At 56.6% G+C, this 16,094-nt stretch carries 14 protein-coding genes and 1 tRNA gene; 9 read left to right on the top strand and 6 right to left on the bottom strand.

Annotated elements, in window-relative coordinates; all coding sequences use genetic code 11:
• Nucleotides 1–13: 13 nt before the first annotated feature.
• Entirely contained in the window at nt 14–400 is a 387-nt protein-coding gene (locus HNR55_RS04510; RefSeq protein WP_166111925.1) for a hypothetical protein, read from the bottom strand.
• A 162-nt stretch (nt 401–562) separates the two neighbouring features.
• Here HNR55_RS04510 and HNR55_RS04515 point away from each other — a divergent pair, with 162 nt between their 5' ends.
• Both HNR55_RS04515 and HNR55_RS04520 read left to right on the top strand, forming a co-directional pair.
• On the top strand, nt 563–1,351 hold the full coding sequence (locus HNR55_RS04515) for an META domain-containing protein (RefSeq protein WP_166111928.1): 789 nt from the start codon (nt 563–565) through the stop codon (nt 1,349–1,351).
• 306 nt (nt 1,352–1,657) lie between these two features.
• Entirely contained in the window at nt 1,658–2,350 is a 693-nt protein-coding gene (locus HNR55_RS04520; protein WP_166111931.1) for a hypothetical protein, read from the top strand.
• Between the two features lie 87 nt (nt 2,351–2,437).
• On the opposite strand, the gene HNR55_RS04525 is transcribed toward HNR55_RS04520, so the two are convergent.
• Nucleotides 2,438–2,833, bottom strand: a complete 396-nt coding sequence (locus HNR55_RS04525) for a hypothetical protein (RefSeq protein WP_373318177.1) — start codon at nt 2,831–2,833, stop codon at nt 2,438–2,440.
• 252 nt (nt 2,834–3,085) lie between these two features.
• On the opposite strand from HNR55_RS04525, the gene HNR55_RS04530 reads away from it, so the two are divergent.
• Entirely contained in the window at nt 3,086–3,760 is a 675-nt protein-coding gene (locus HNR55_RS04530; RefSeq protein WP_166111934.1) for a YoaK family protein, read from the top strand.
• A gap of 584 nt (nt 3,761–4,344) precedes the next feature.
• Entirely contained in the window at nt 4,345–4,521 is a 177-nt protein-coding gene (locus HNR55_RS04535) for a hypothetical protein (RefSeq protein ID WP_166111937.1), read from the top strand.
• A gap of 71 nt (nt 4,522–4,592) precedes the next feature.
• Here the strand turns inward: HNR55_RS04535 and HNR55_RS04540 are convergent, their stop codons facing one another.
• Nucleotides 4,593–4,895 (bottom strand): YggT family protein, encoded by a 303-nt coding sequence (locus HNR55_RS04540; RefSeq protein WP_253545796.1) that lies wholly within the window; start codon nt 4,893–4,895, stop codon nt 4,593–4,595.
• 121 nt (nt 4,896–5,016) lie between these two features.
• Between HNR55_RS04540 and HNR55_RS04545 the strand changes: the two genes are divergently transcribed.
• Nucleotides 5,017–5,092 (top strand) — tRNA-Ala (locus HNR55_RS04545).
• Nucleotides 5,093–5,215: 123 nt separating this feature from the next.
• On the opposite strand, the gene HNR55_RS04550 is transcribed toward HNR55_RS04545, so the two are convergent.
• Nucleotides 5,216–5,605 (bottom strand): hypothetical protein, encoded by a 390-nt coding sequence (locus tag HNR55_RS04550; RefSeq protein ID WP_166111940.1) that lies wholly within the window; start codon nt 5,603–5,605, stop codon nt 5,216–5,218.
• Nucleotides 5,606–5,874: 269 nt separating this feature from the next.
• Here HNR55_RS04550 and HNR55_RS04555 point away from each other — a divergent pair, with 269 nt between their 5' ends.
• Genes HNR55_RS04555 through HNR55_RS04565 form a run of 3 tightly spaced genes read left to right on the top strand, consistent with a single transcriptional unit; the run spans nt 5,875 to nt 9,853 of the window.
• Nucleotides 5,875–6,336 carry a (2Fe-2S)-binding protein gene (locus HNR55_RS04555; protein WP_166111942.1) on the top strand — a complete coding sequence of 154 codons (462 nt, stop codon included), beginning with the start codon at nt 5,875–5,877 and terminating at the stop codon, nt 6,334–6,336.
• Nucleotides 6,333–8,543 carry a xanthine dehydrogenase family protein molybdopterin-binding subunit gene (locus tag HNR55_RS04560; protein ID WP_166111945.1) on the top strand — a complete coding sequence of 737 codons (2,211 nt, stop codon included), beginning with the start codon at nt 6,333–6,335 and terminating at the stop codon, nt 8,541–8,543. The genes HNR55_RS04555 and HNR55_RS04560 overlap by 4 nt, the downstream gene beginning before the upstream one ends.
• Nucleotides 8,543–9,853, top strand: a complete 1,311-nt coding sequence (locus HNR55_RS04565) for a cytochrome c (protein WP_242005433.1) — start codon at nt 8,543–8,545, stop codon at nt 9,851–9,853. The genes HNR55_RS04560 and HNR55_RS04565 overlap by 1 nt, the downstream gene beginning before the upstream one ends.
• Before the next feature lie 298 nt (nt 9,854–10,151).
• Here HNR55_RS04565 and HNR55_RS04570 read toward each other — a convergent pair whose 3' ends face one another.
• Nucleotides 10,152–11,315 (bottom strand): helix-turn-helix transcriptional regulator, encoded by a 1,164-nt coding sequence (locus tag HNR55_RS04570; protein WP_166111948.1) that lies wholly within the window; start codon nt 11,313–11,315, stop codon nt 10,152–10,154.
• A gap of 323 nt (nt 11,316–11,638) precedes the next feature.
• Nucleotides 11,639–11,893 (bottom strand): hypothetical protein, encoded by a 255-nt coding sequence (locus HNR55_RS04575; protein WP_166111951.1) that lies wholly within the window; start codon nt 11,891–11,893, stop codon nt 11,639–11,641.
• 37 nt (nt 11,894–11,930) lie between these two features.
• Between HNR55_RS04575 and HNR55_RS04580 the strand changes: the two genes are divergently transcribed.
• A complete protein-coding gene (locus HNR55_RS04580; RefSeq protein WP_166111955.1) occupies nt 11,931–16,094 on the top strand; it encodes an autotransporter outer membrane beta-barrel domain-containing protein in 4,164 nt (1,387 codons plus the stop codon).

Here is a 16,094-nt window from a genome sequence, read left to right on the forward strand (position 1 = left end):
ATGCGGGGGCAGGTCAGCCTGCTCCATCAGCGGTCAAGGCTGCTTCACACCGGACGTAGGAATCCTTGTCCCTGAAAAGGAACAGCACATAATAATCAAGTGCCCGCCCACGCCTGCGCGTGGTGTGGGTGTAGAATGGATACACATCCTGCACCGCCCCATACCCCGCAGGCAGCGGGTCTGATGCCATAATCGTGTTCACACGGAACAGCGGCACATAAACATGCACCGGGCCGGGATTGCGGCGCACATGCCACAACTGCCGGCGGAACTTGCGCAGACGGTCTGGCAGAATGAACACCATATTTTCTTCAATAAACCGTTCATCCGGCTGGGGGCTGCGCAGGTAGCGCGCATCGTCCGGCATGTCGCAAAAGTAAGTATAACCCTGAATAATCATACCCTGCTTTTAATCTCCCTATCCCCGGCAGAACAGGCCCCGGCCTGCACCTTATACCCCCAGTCCCCACCTGCCCCACACGCCATGGGCAAGAAAGCCGTTGTGCCCACACGCCAAAGGGCCATACTGCTTACGGTCCGCAATAGCATGAGGAGCCATGCCATGGCCCTGCCGCGTCTTCGTTCCCTTCTGGCGTCCTGCGCCTTGACCCTTGCGGCGGGCTGTGCAACGCAACCACAGCCGCTGAACACACCCGGCACAGACAACGGCGTGTATGAAGCCCGTGGGAACGAGCCATTCTGGAACTTCAGCATGGCAGCAGGCACACTGGCCCTGAGCACCCCCGATGGCCCCCGCCTGACCCGCATGATCACCCGGGCCTATACCCGTGGCGACACCCGCCATTACGAGGCCCCCGATCTGGCCGTAACCATAAGCCCCACCCCCTGCCAGGACAGCATGAGCGGGCAGATGTTCACACAAAGCGTGCGCATTACCACCAAGGAACAGACCCTTAACGGCTGCGGCGGCAACATTGTGCCCCCTACGCAACTGAATGCCGCACGCTGGGTTGCCACACAGCTTGATGGCCATACACTGCACAACGGCAATGTTCTGCCCGATGCGCACGACAGCGCCACGGACGAAAACCCCGACCCGGCGGCAGACATGTTTACCCCCACGCTGGATATTAACGACAGCGGCAAGGTATCCGGGTCAGATGGCTGCAACCGTTATGCCGGTGGCCTTGTTTTTGGCCATGATGGCAAGGTGAGCCAGTCGCCACAGGCGGGCATGAGCACGCTCATGGCCTGCCCGGGTGCGCATGGTCGTGTTTCTGTCCTGTTTTTGGACCTGTTGCACAATGTGCAGTCCTGGAGCATAGAAGAGGGAACCCTTGTGCTCCATACACGGGAGGGAAAAACCATGCGCCTCCGGCAAACTTTTTAAAGCGCTGCCACGGCATAAAATTCATATGGACCGGGTTTTGTGCCGCCTTTTTCCTGCGTATGTAAAATACACACAAACACCCCGCAAAACCGCACAAAGGAACTGGTCCATTTTTTGCCACAGTTCCAAATAAAGATTTCATACCGTCACTAAAGGTAGTTTTTAACAATAAATTTACATTTTTTGTGCAAAAGAGACTGAGTGTATTTTAAGCATAACCTTTCCCAAAGGATTCAAGGGCACGTCATGATACACCGCATTTTAAAAATCCTATCTGCTTCATCCCCTATTCTTTAAAGTACAACCATGCCCAACAGCCAACTTTCCGGGCCTTTTATTCTCACCAAAGCCAGATTTTACGATAAGTTTGTGGAGCTCACCCACGACCATAACCAAAAATTCCGCACAATTATCCATAGCATCAATCAGGAAGAACTGCTGGCCATAACCCTGCGTGCATTCAAAGGAGCACAGTTGCGGGTTGCCAGTATTCTCAGCGTTGCAAAACGCTTTGCCGACCTGAACGGTACGATTCCGTTTGAAGTCAGCGCCAATCTTTATAAGAATTTTCTCAAGGCAACAGCGCGCGATACTGGCATTTATACAAAAATTACCTTTGCGGAATACCTGTATTATTCAATCCATTATGAACAATGCAAGGAAACCTATAACGCCGAAACACTTATTCCTACCATTTACAACCCGAGCCAGCCACTCGGACGGGTGATGGGTGGGCATATTGCGCTGGAAATTGTGCTGCTGAACGTCTGCCAGGCCAATGCCCGACGCCTGAACGAGACAGAATGGCTGGACACAACTCCGGATATGGACTGCCATACCCAGATCATGCACATCCTGCTCCGCCACCAGCTTCTGACCTTTGAAGATGTGCAGGAAGAGTTTGAGCGGATTATGCTATACGCAACCGGATTTGTGCTTGATACCGTACGCACGCTCTCTTCCCGACATACCCCGCCTGCCTCCACGCCGGAGACCTGATGCAGGCAGGGCCACGCACAGGCATACCCTGCCACACCATGCAGCGGCCCTGCCCCTAAAACCGGACAGGCAGGTCATCAAGCCCGATTACAGGCGTTCTTCCCCCTGCTGGCTGGCGGGCTGCTGTGGCTGGGCGGAGCCAGGCTGGGCACTGGAGGGGGCCATTGTACTGCCCGGAGTGGTGGAATGCTCCACATCATAGGCTGTGGCTTTCTGCTCGTAGGTGCCTTTTGCGCCGGGATGTTCCTGATCGTACAGTTTGGCTTTATTCCGCGCTTCCTTACGATATTCATGCCGACGGTACATACCAGTGACACACCCGGCCGTAGCGCCCAGCATGGTATGGTTCGCCAGATGCCCGCCAACCGCACCTGCCGCGCCATATTTAAGGCACCCACCCGGTTCGGCCCGTACAACGGTTGCGCCCACTGTTGCCGCCATAAGGCTGGCCAGTCCCAGTGTCATCACGCGGTGCAGTCTCATACGCCTGTCTCTTTCCCATTCCCAAACTAGCCCTGAATTCAGAACCTGTGTTTTTCATACCTGTATCTGGTGGCGGCATTATGGCTTTTAAAGAGCCATTTTTCCATTGGACGCGCTCCAGCCCCAAAGTCCGGCGAAACCCTTGTAACCGTCAGGCGGAAGCTCCCCCGCTCAGGTGATGTTTGCAGCGTTCTGCCCTCTGGGGCACAGTGCATACCCCGCTTTTCAGCCTGAGCACACAGCAAGCCCCGCATGCCAGACGTCCCCGCCACCCCCGTAGCTGTATCCGCCCGCCGCATTCTGGTGCTTGGCATTCTGGCAGGGCACATAGATGCGCTCAGCTTTGCCCATCTGGGTGGCCTGTTCGCCTCGGCCATGACTGGCAACACCACGCATCTTTCCGCAGCACTTGCCCATGCCAACTGGCACTACGCCGTGCTGCTCGCCTGTATACTGGCCGTTTTTTTTGGCGCGGGCTTTCTGGCCAGTCTTGTGCGCCTGCTGTGGGGGGCCGCCAGTGGCGTAGGACTTATGGCGCTTTTGCTGCTGGCTGTGCAGGCGGCACAGTTTGGGGCACATGCGCGGCTGAGCGAACTTGTACTGCTCCCCACCCTTATGGCTGTTCAGGGCGAGAGCATTGCCCGCTTTTCCGGCAATGCAATCCAGACCGTGGTCATCACCAGCAACATACTCAAATGCGCATCAGCTCTGGCCAGCACTCTGGCCATGCGCTGCGGGACCAGTCGGGGACCGGCATTGCCTGCGGGGGCCATTCTGCTGCCCGGTCTTTCCTGGGTCGGATTTGCCAGCGGGGCCATGCTTGGCGCACTGGCATTGCTATGGCATGCCCCCCTGCCTTTTTTGTGGCCCCTGCCATGGCTTGCCATTCTGTATGGTGATATTGCCTCTGCAAAACCGGATAGCTGAAGCATAAACCTGCCCGCTACCGGCGATTCGGCGTCCCCTGCCGACACACTGCACAACCTGAACCAGACGCCCCTTGTCTAGGACGAGCCCCCCTGTGTTGCGTCCTCCCGGCTCATGGATGACAGGATAACAGGCATGCATTCCTGCGGTAACAACGCCCCGAGGGATGACAGCGTTGGTGTGCGCATCCCCCTTATCATGAGAGGGGTCTGAACACCCCAGACCTTCCGCGCGCCAAGATGTCGGGGACGACTTCTGGTCCGGCTTGCGCCTGCCATGCGCTTGATATTGACGGTTTTACCCATCCCCTGCATCGCACGGGCTTCACCACGCCTGAGGTGCGGATGGCCCGCACTCACGGCCCGAATCTCCTGTTCCGCCCCCACCCTCCCAGTACCCCGGCAGGCAGGCCCCGCCCGAAAATGCCACAACGCCATGCGACAGATAGCAGTTGACCCCCAAAACCAAAGGAGTAGTGTGACGCTGTCAGATTTGTGAATGAATCCGGCAGGTTCTGCACAGTAGGCATTCCGCGCCAGAACACCAGCAGCTCCTGCCTTACAGGCTACAAAAGGGTTTTTGGAATGGGCATTTATCTGTGCGTAACACTTCTGGGTCTTGACCTGATCGCTTACCTGCTCGGCGGTAACACCGCTGTCATCGGCGTTGCGCTCGTGGCGTTCCTGGTGCCGGTTGTCATTATGAGCAGCTACACGCTGACCCACATTGAAAAAGACGGCACTCCGAGCGCTCATCACTGAGCTTTGGTGGATTATCCGTTAAAAAAAACCGCCAGCCTGAACGGTCTGGCGGTTTTTTTGTATCCACTCGCCTAGTGCATGATCAGTGCGCTGAACACATCGGCCAGCAAGGGCTGAATAACGTACTGAATACCCAGCAGCACCACCATGGGGCTAAAATCGATCCCGCCCGGTGTTGGCAGCACCCGTCGGACGGGAGCCAGAACCGGCTCGGTCAACCGTTCCAGGAACATGCCAATCTTCCAGACAAGCTGGTTGCGGCTGTCCAGTATGCCAAACGCATACAGATTGACAAAAATACAGGATATAAGGAGAATCCAGCAATAAATCTCCAGTATCCGCGTCAGCACCATGAAGAGCGAAAACACAAACACGATATAAAACCAGCTCCTTAAGATTGCAGGCCCGGCAGGGGTACCCTGTGGTTATAGCCCCTACAATACAACTTGACAGAAAAATCGTAAGCCCTGTAAACCACTGCCTGACAGATCAGGCGGGGCTGTAGCTCAGATGGGAGAGCGCCTCGTTCGCAATGAGGAGGTCAGGGGTTCGATCCCCCTCAGCTCCACCAACCGCCTGAACATACTGTTGTTTTCCTCAAAAATCTTTGCTTGTTGTACATTCCCGGCTCCCGTGTTGAGACGAAGGGCGCGGCCATCGACATCATGTGGCGATCACACGCTTCCCTGGCGCATTAACCTGCCGTCAGCGCGCCCGGCTCCACAGGGCTTTCCATGCCAATGCTGCGCACACCCGCAGTTGTCGCCGTGCCTAGCAGAGCGCTTTTCAGGCTTTCCACGGCATCCCTGACGAGTTGCACAACCGCATCCCGGCCCTGATACCCCCCAAGCTCAAGTGCATTCTGGTACAAGCTCCAGACCGTGGACCAGATAATGCCCGGTGTAAGGTAGAGTGACCATTCATTATCCGCAGGCAATGCGCTTTTGATCTCCTGCAGAATCTGCGCGATTTCTTTCAGATCGAAGGAAATCGCCGTATCTTCACAGGCCTTGTTTTCAACATCCGCGGCAAGACGTGCCAGCTTCCACAAAAGTGCATCCGGTGTGCCGGGGGTGGTGTTCATGGGGAATCGCCCTCCTGATTGCTGTCTATTCGCACATGATGAACGCAGGAACAGGCTTGTAGCAACACACCACATCCCGGCGTGGTGGTCTTTCCCGCACGCTGCAAGGCGCTCTCATCCCTGCATCGGGTCTGCGCGGAGATGCTAATATATTCTTTTGTATACAGATAACTTTTCAAAAAAACCGAACACATTCTTCATCCCTCCCATTTCGGAAACAAACCAGTTCCATTACATTACAAGACCCAGACCCACCCCAAGGAGCGACCATGCTGAGCCTGAACATAAACGGACAATCCCATCAGGTGGATGTCGATCCAGACACCCCCCTCCTGTGGGTTCTGCGCGATGTTCTGGGCATGAACGCCACCAAGTTCGGCTGCGGCATAGCCCAGTGCGGTGCCTGCACCGTGCATATGGATGGCCGGGCCGTGCGGGCGTGTAACCTGCCGGTGGGGCTGATCGGGGAGCAGCACATCAGCACGCTGGAAGGGCTGAACCCCGCAGACCCCGTAACCAAAGCCGTGCAGGATGCATGGGTGGCTCTGGATGTGGTACAGTGCGGTTACTGCCAGCCGGGGCAGATCATGGCGGCCATTGCACTCCTGCGTGCAGTCCCTCACCCCACGGATGAGCAGATAGACAGCGCCATGTCGGCCAATCTGTGCCGTTGCGGCACGTATGTGCGTATTCGCGCAGCCATTCACCATGCGGCGGGAGCACTGGCATGAGCACACCAGCACCACGCCCCACACTGGCCAGCCGCAGGCAGATGCTGGGGGCCGGGGGCGCCCTTCTGCTGGCTACGTTCTGGCCCACGCCACGCCAGAGCCGGGCGCAGGGCGCGTCCGTGCCCGCAGGCATGGCCCCCGAACAGGGTCTGCTGGTAGAAAACGCACAGGGAGCCTTTGCCCCCAACGCCTATATCCGCATAGCAACGGACAACCGCATCACCCTTATTCTGCCCAATGTGGAAATGGGACAGGGCATTTACACATCCTCCGTCATGCTGATTGCCGAAGAACTGGGCATAGACATGGCGCAGGTGGAAATTGAAGCCGCTCCCCCCGGTGGCGGGGCCGAAATTACGGGCGGCTCCACCTCGGTCATGACCGAGTGGCTCCCGCTCCGGCAGGCCGGAGCCGCGGCGCGCAGCATGCTGGTACAGGCCGCAGCCACCCACTGGCAGGTGCCGGTGGCGGAGTGCACAACCCGCTCGGCCACAATTATCCACGTGCCTACAGGGCGTTCCCTGCCCTTTGGTGCGGTTGCCGCTCAGGCAGCCACGCTGCCCGTGCCACAAAAAACCACACTCAAGGACCCTGCCACCTACACCCTTCTGGGCAGGCCCCAGCACCGCATAGATAGCGCGGTCAAGGTGCAGGGCCACGCCATTTTTGGCATGGACGTACAGGTGCCGGGGCAAAAAATCGGCACCGTGGCCGCCTGCCCGGTGGTCGGTGGCACGCTTGCGGGCATGAACAAGGCCGCAGCCCTTGCCATACGGGGTGTACAGGCCGTGCTGGTCAACACGACCAACACCACCGTGTGCGTTGTAGCCGACCATTACTGGGCTGCGCGCAAGGGCCTGCGCGCGCTCAAGCCCCAATGGCACGATGGCCCCAACGCCCATGTGACGACCCAGACCATCTATGACCAGTTGCATGATGGCCTGAATGGCCCCGCCATTGTGGCCAACACAAAGGGCGATGCCCCAGCCGTTATTGCCCACGCAGCGGCCACGCATACCGCCACCTACCAGCAGCCCCTGCTGGCCCATGCCACCATGGAACCCATAAACTGCACCGCCCATGTACGCCCCGATGGATGCGACATATGGACCGGCACACAAATTGCCGACCGCGCGCGCGACACGGCGATAGAACTGACCGGCCTGCCCAAAGACAAGGTTCATGTGCACTGCCAGTATATTGGCGGGGGTTTTGGCCGCAGGCTGGAGCATGAATACGTTACCCAGTGCGTAGAGTTCGCCCGGCAGGTGCCCTACCCTCTCAAGATCATATGGAGCCGCGAGGAGGACCTGACGCACGACCGCTACCGCCCCGCCTACGTGGACCAGATGACCGCCGCACTGGACAGCAAGGGCTTTATAACCGCGCTGACCCACCGCATTGTCGGCCCCGCCGTGGTTGCCCGCTGGGACCCGCCGGAACTGACCAAGGACGGGTATGACGAAGATCTTTCCGTCGCTACCGTTATTACGCCTTACACCTACCCCGCCTACCGGCTGGAATTTGCCCGGCGTGAAGCCCCCGGCGTTGTTACCGCATGGTGGCGCGGTGTAGGCGGCACACGCGGCCTGTTTGTGGTGGAAGGTTTTATTGACGAGCTGGCCCACCGCGCAGGCGCGGACCCCGTAGCCTACCGGCGCGCCATGCTGGCCCAGAACCCCCGCGCTCTGGCCGTGCTGGACAAGGCCGCACAGGCCGCAGGCTGGAACACCCCCCTGCCACCGGGCCGCGCACGCGGTGTGGCCGTGCAGTTTGCCTTTGGCTCCTACATGGCCAGCATTGCAGAGGTGGAAATGCCCGAGCCCGATAACGTGATTATCCACCGCGTAACCGCAGTGGTGGATTGCGGGCGGGTACTCAACCCCGATCAGGTCATCTCGCAGATCGAAGGGGGGCTGATCTTTGGCTTTAGCGCGGCCCTTTATAACGAAATCACGCTCGAAGGGGGCCGTGTGCAGCAAAGCAACTTCAACACATGGCGCGTCATGCGCATGAACGAAGCGCCTTGCAAAATTGATGTCCTGCTCATGCCCAGCACGGAAGACCCCGGCGGCATTGGCGAGGTTGGCACCGCAGCCGCAGCCCCCGTTCTGGCCAACGCCATGGCAGCGGCACAGGGGCGGCGCTACCGCACATTACCACTCCTTTCCCCCCGCAATGGGGCAGACCACAAGGAGCAGGGCTGATGCGTAACCCCATGTCCTTCCCCTTTATTTCCACCTGTGTGCAGGGCACACGGGTAAAGTTCTCCCGGGTGGGTGGCGTCCTGTCTGGCGTGGTCCTTGGCGGGGCAGCCCTGCTGGCCACCACAGCACATGCCCATGCAGCGGCCTCTGCCCCCAGTGTGGAAAACGGACGCTATCTGGCCCGCGCGGCCGACTGCGAGGTCTGCCACACAGCCGAAGGCGGAACACCCTATGCAGGCGGGCGGGCCTTCAGCCTGCCGGGGGTGGGGGTTATGTACGCCCCCAACATTACGCCGGACAAAACCGCAGGTATTGGCGCATGGACCGACCAGCAGTTTGTAGATGCCGTGCGCAAAGGTATATCCCCCCACTGGAAGCACCTTTACCCCGCCATGCCCTACCCTGCCTATGCCCGCATGAGCGACGCAGAAGTGCGGGACATACGCGCCTATCTGGCGACCCTTCCACCATCTGCGCAGAAAACACCTGAAAACTCGGTCAAATTTCCGTTCTCCATCCGCGGCCTCATGGTTTTCTGGAACATGCTCAACGGCCCTGCCGCCAGCTATGCCGATGACCCGGACAAACCAGCGGAATGGAACCGTGGCCGCTATCTGGTGGAAGGTCCGGGCCATTGTGCGGACTGTCACTCCCCGCGCACACGAACCTTCGGGCTTGATAACAGCCGCGCACTGGGCGGCAATGTGGTCAATGGCTGGCGTGCATATAACCTGACATCGGACAAACAGAGCGGGCTTGGCGCGTGGAGTGATGAGGCCCTCGCCCAGTACCTTTCCACCGGCCATGCCGATGGCCATGGCACAGCGGCAGGAGACATGGCCGATGTTATTGGCCATAGCCTGCGCTACCTGAGCGCACCCGACATCCATGCCATGGTTGTGTATTTGCGCAGCATTGCCCCCCTGCACACGGCGGAAGATACGGTGGACGCCCGAACCCCCGCAGCGGGTGATGCCAGCCTGCCCCAGAGCACACGCGGCGCACGCCTGTATGCATCTGCCTGTGCCGGGTGCCACATGCCCGATGGCACGGGCCGCCAGTCCAGCTTTGGCACCATTACAGGCGCGCGCTCCCTTGGGGCGGATAATGGGCGCAACCTTGTGCAACTGCTGGTGCAGGGGAGCGGCATGCAAACCACGACAGGTGTGCAGATCATGCCGCATTTTGCCGGTGGCGGGCTGAGCGAGCGGGACCTGGCCGACATTGCCAGTTTTGTCATGACCCACTTTACCACAGCCACCCCGCACAACATGGAACAGGCAGTGCATGATGCCAGACAGGCTGAATAAACCCACATCTCCATAAAATATCCTGACAGAACAGGGTTTATACGAAAAAGACAAAAGGCTGCGGAACGTTCTGGTTCCGCAGCCTTTGCTTTAACACCCGCTCCGCAGATGGGCTTTTAGTCCATGCGCCCCTCTTCCACCCCGCCTAAACCACCACTCCCCTATCCGCGGCTGGCAGGACCACCAGAACGCCAGAACCAGAGCACTGGAAAGAGAGTTCGTCTACCAGACAGGATTTCGAAAAGACCTTTCCTCACGGACATACGGCAAAGCTACAAGGGCTGTTTTGTTACATCCTCTAGCCATCACACATTGGTGGACCCTGTGTTTTCTGGGTTGACCCGATGACGGAGAGCGTCCCGACATAGGTTGCAAGCTGGCTCTGACTATTGACATTCAGTTTACGGAATATCTCCTTGAGCTTGGTTCTTGCATATTGTTCCGATATTCCGGTTAATTCCGCCGCCGTTTTGGGAGGAGTACCCGTACCAACATATCCGGCAAAACGTGCTTCTGATCGTGTAAGATTACAATTAAGCAGTGCCTGAGAGACATCGAAGGCAACCTCACCGGGCTTGCACGCCAGAAGAAGAAGGGCAGACTGCCTGTTCAAGGCTGATCCCTTTGTATCTATTTTTGGCAGCCTTATAATTTTTACAATAATTTTTTTATTTGCCGTGCAGTTTACAGAGACAGTTTTGTCTATTTGCATATTGCTGTCGATGGAAAGAACATAATCGATAAGTGAAGACATTTGCTGCTTGTTTTCACGGTTGGTGAAAGAGAGCTTTCCGTCTTTATAAGCAAATGCCTCACCAATCAGGGCTTTGCACTTCTCGTTCATCATGACAACAGTAGCGTCGTTCCCCAGCAACGCGGCCGCACACGTCATATTGTGACATAATCCTGAAAAACCATCACGCATGAGATGATATTTTCTATTTCCGATTGAAAATGCAAGTGATCGGCAGATATGTCTGGAAATGATCTTACGAATCTCGCGCTCCTGTGGCGTTTCGTTCCGTTTTCCATAATAGCGTTGTACGGTTATTTTGGCGTTAACCAGAACAGGGTCTTTATGGATAAATGCGCTGGTGCGACCCCACTCATATTTTTTCAGGAACTCCTGATAATAAACGTCATGCGCGATCTCATGATCACTTAGAAAATCCACATCGGAAAAATCACCAATCAGATTTGTTTTATCTTCATAAAATCTATTATAGGGGCTGAGTTTATAATACGGGGATTCAATATGGAAATAGTCATTGAATACTGCATCATGCTCATCTTTATTGAGCGAGCTTAACGGCAGGCTTTCTGTTTCAGGCTCAAGAGGCACAATGGCAGTTGATGCAACATCCATGATCCTGGCAAACTCTTTCAGAACTTCTGGCCACATATTTTCATCAGTGGCGCAATAATAAATTCTTTCTATAAGAGCATTGATTTTATGAAACATGATTTAACTACTTTCCCTGCCAAATATAGAGCGACAGGTTCCTATGGTAGTTGACGGCAGACTCACCTCACCAATACGGACGATTTATTATTACAGGCAGTTCATTAGCATGAAGTCATACGGCATACAGCCTCCCATATGGGAGGGGTAATCTCATAAAATAGCTGTATATATCGTGTAACTTGGAATTTTAAATTTTTATTCATCACCTCCCATATGGGGGCTTAGGTCTGACGTTCATCCATGCAATGCAGCACGCCACATAACTTCATCTGGATGAAGGAGGTGGAAAAGTGAAAGGCAATTTGACTTCGGACGTCAGGTCAGGAAACGCCGGACTGTTCTGGCGTCTCCTGTTGCGCGGTCGCAGAGAACTGGGCCAATTCAAAGTGAATATCGCCGGAAACGAAGGCGACTCCCAGCGGCTCTGATGTTGGGCAGGCGAGATACTGTCTGGTCGCTCTCATACGCGCACGCGGCGCTTTACCTGATGACAGTGAAGCCAATACTTCCTGTAATACTTTATTAATTTTCAAAGTTTTGCAGAAAAACAGGTCATTCCGCAGTGAAGTGGCCAATTTTTCATGCAGGCACGCAAATGCGGGAAAAATGGAAATGGTTGCTATTTCGCGGAACCGGAAAAATCCGGTTGCATCCTATTGTGGTGCGGTGAAGATTGGGTTTCTGACAACTCTTTTATGCGGAGTAGCGGCTCAGGCTTTTTCTCCCGCCTATGCACAGACCGCATACCCAAACACTGTCACGTTTTCTCCTTCCGGCTCGTCCAGTTTATCGACCATTATTGCGGATACCGTCTCTGGCCCCGTGTCCGTGCTCATGAATGGTACAGGCGTACAGAGTCTGTCGGACGTGAATACCTACACAGGGGCCACCACCATCAGTAACGGCACCCTTGCCCTGATTGGCAGTGGTTCCATTGCCTCCTCCGCCGGGGTGCATAACAACGCGACACTGGATATTTCGGGGAGTACACAAAGCTCTGTATCCATTCAGTCTCTGGATGGAACGGGAAATATTGTCACTGGCAGTAACACGGATAGTCATAATTCAGATATTACCATTACAAATGGGAACAGTACATTCGGCAATACATTTTCTGGATATATTTCTGGCAGTGGCGGTCTGCTGATTTCAGGTGGTTCGGAAACACTCACCGGGGATAATGTCTACAGCGGATCCACAGGTGTTGCATCAGGAGCCACGTTGACTGTTTCCGATGGTGCTTCCCTGGATGGCACAAACAACATCCAAAATGACGGAACAATCGTTGTTGATAATGCTTACATCACCGTTCCAGACAACACGGGAGCAAACTGGACAGGTGTTATCGCGACTGGCTTTGATAGCGGTTCCACCGCAAATATGACGTTACAAAATGGAAGTATCATTAATTCGACCTGGGGTACTTTGACAACAGGTTTTGGGTCCGGTAGTTCCGGCACCGTGACAGTCGATAACTCCAGTATCACAGAAAGTGTTGTTGTCGCCGGGGAGCATGGCAGTGGCGCCATCTCGATCCAGAACGGAGGTTCCGTGGCTGCGAACCGTGTTATACTGGGCAATCAGAGCACAGGAAGTGGCCGTCTTGCTGTAACGGGGGCTGGTTCACAATTAAACATTGGTTCTGACGGCCTGTACGTGAACGCTGATGGTTCCGGTACGATTTCCATCCAGGATGGAGGCATAATCAGTTCCGCCGGGCCTATGTCTTTCGGGGATGGCAGCACAGTTGCCTCTGGCAGCACTGGTACCCTGACCGTTGCTCAGGGAGGCACGCTGGAAGTAGGCGGCACGAATGGTATTGTCGATAACGAAGGGGCTAGTGGTCGTTATGCGTTCAATCTGGCAGGTGGCACGCTGGAGGTTGACAATACGGACCTGACAACCTCCGTAAACATGACACTGGTTGATGGCACGAACTCGACGGTTAATAGCCTGAACACGACAACCCTGTCCGGCGTCCTGTCAGGTAACGGCAGCTTGACCGCAGCAGGTGGGGGCTCGCTTGTTTTAACGGGAGCGAACACCTACACGGGAAATACGCTGGTGACCGGAAACCTGACTGTTTCTGGCGGTGGTTCCCTGAATGGCACAAACAGTATCATGGACGAAGCCGCAGTCGTTCTTGATAATGGTCACGTCACTATTCCAGCCAACACGGGAGCAAACGGGACTGGTGTTGTCGCCGTTGGGGTCAATAACAAGAACGGTAGCATGACTTTGGAAAATGGCAGCACCATTGTTTCACCAACAGGTACGCTGGCAACAGGTTGGGACGCGTCCAACAGCGGCTCGGTGACTGTAGATAATTCCAGTATCCAGGAAGGCAGTGTTGTCGTTGGAGAGGCGGGAAATGGCACTATCACGATCAAGAACGGTAGCACGGTAACCGCGGACAAGGTTGTTCTGGGCAATCAGGCTGGCACAAGTAGTGGCCTTCTTGAGGTCACCGGAACCGGGTCACAGTTAAATGCCGGTTCCGGTGGCGTGTATGTGAATGCAGGCGGGACTGGTACCATTTATGTTGATGAAGGTGGCACGCTCAACTCCGCCGGACCGATTTCTTTTGGAGATGGTTCCACCGACACATCTGGCAGTTGGGGTGTTCTGGCGGTTGGCGCGGGTAGTACAATCGCAGTTGGCGGCACAAATGGTATTGTTGATAATGAGGGAAGTGCTGGTAGTTATGCATTCTACCTGGCAGGCGGCACACTGAAGGATACGGGCTCCGACCTGACAAGCGCGGTCAATATCTCATTACTCTTTAGCTCGAACTCAACCGTTGATACGAATGGCCTGAACACGACCCTGTCCGGTGTTCTTTCTGGTGATGGCTCCAGTCTGACAAAGGCCGGTTCGGGCACACTGCTTCTGTCCGGTCAGAATACCTATACCGGGGGCACGGACATTACGGGGGGAACTCTGCTCGGAACGACTTCCAGCTTCGGTTCGGGCGGGATCGTGGATGACGCCGCGCTGGAAGTCGCGCAGGAGACATCTGGCATTCTGGAAAACCCCCTTTCAGGAAATGGGTCTTTTACGAAATCCGGATCAGGTTCAGTCGGGATCGAAGGGGATGACAGCGCCTTTACCGGAGCGACCAGTATTGTCGGGGGCACACTGGACGTAGGTGGCTCCCTGGCCAACTCGGCTGTCAGCGTCAGTAACGGCGGCACGCTGGCCGGTACGGGTACGGTCGGAAACACGCAGATTATCGCAGGGGGTATTCTTGCACCGGCCAGTAGCGGCCAGATCGGCACCATGACTGTCAATGGCAATCTGGGCATGACAGCCGGATCGACCCTCGCCATTGACGCGGCCGGAACACCCACAGGTGCAGGCCTGTCCGTGAATGGCACGTCCTATCAGCGGATGAGCAGTGATCTGGTGAATGTCATGGGAGCAGTCACCCTTTCTGGTGGAACAGTGCGCCTGAATGTGGCTGGCGCGCCGACACTGCAATATGGTCAGGCTTACCAGATTGTTTCGTCAGCGCAGGGCGTGTCCGGTCGCTATGACGGATTGACCACCAATCTGGGCAATACGTACACATTCCTGACGCCCTCTCTGGTTTATGGAGCGGAGAGTGTCGATGTCATGCAGGCCCGCAACGCTGTTACCTTCGCCTCTGTGGGGCATAGCCGTAATGAACGGACGACAGGCGGGGCGCTGGACAGCCTGCCAGCGGATAACCCCGTGGCTGATGCTGTTTCGCAGTTAGGTGCGCAGGGTGCGCGCACGGCTTTTAACGCCCTGTCGGGCGAGGTTCATGCTTCGGCCCGTACAGCGCTTATTCAGGACAGTTTCTTTGTCAGGCAGGCAGCGCTGGACCGGCTGGGTAATGCCGGGTGCGACAGCGCCTCGGCCGATGGCACCATCCGCACGGCGGACCTGCGCACCCAGCGTGATGACGGATGCCACGCGGACAGGGCCATGCTGTGGGGCGAAGCCTATGGCAGCCTTGGCCATAACGCGGGCGATGGCAACGCCGCGACCATGCAACATTCAACCGCGGGTTTTGTCATGGGGGTGGATGCGCCGGTCATGGAAACATGGCGCGTGGGGGGGCTGGTCAGCTATGGCCGCTCCATGTTTGATATCGGAACCGGGCGCGCCTCATCTGGGCATAGTAACAATGTCTCGGTTGGCGGCTATGCGGGCACACACTGGGGGCGTCTCAACCTGCGGCTGGGGGCGACCTATACGTGGGACATGCTCAGCACGAGCCGGACGGTAGCAATTCCGGGGCTGGGTGAGCGTCTGAGCAGCGGCTATCTGGGCGGCACGGCGCAAGGCTTTGGCGAACTCAGCTACAGGCTGCACGCAGGCAGAAGCATTATCGAACCTTTTGGCAATGTCGCCTATGTCAACCTGCATACCGACAGTTATCATGAACATGGCAATGCGGGGGCGGTGAACGGAAAAGCCACGGATACCGGGGTCACGTTCTCCACATTCGGTCTGCGTGTTTCTTCGGCCATACGGGTAGGAAAGCTGGTGCTGGTGCCCCACGGCATGCTGGCCTACCGCCACGCCTTCGGGCTGACGGTGCCGACCCAGCGCCAGACCTTCGCCAGCATGGGGAGCGCTGGAATGGACATTGCCGGGGTTGCCCTGTCCACCAATGCCGCAGTGCTGGATACGGGGCTGACTGCGCGCCTGACAGACCGGATTGATGTCGGGCTTTCCTATATTGGCCAATATGGCAACCAGTCCGTGGAAAGCGGCGCCAAGGCCCATGTCCGCTTTCAGTTCTGA

It is taken from the genome of Acetobacter lovaniensis, from assembly GCF_014207635.1.
Taxonomy (GTDB): Bacteria; Pseudomonadota; Alphaproteobacteria; order Acetobacterales; family Acetobacteraceae; genus Acetobacter; species Acetobacter lovaniensis.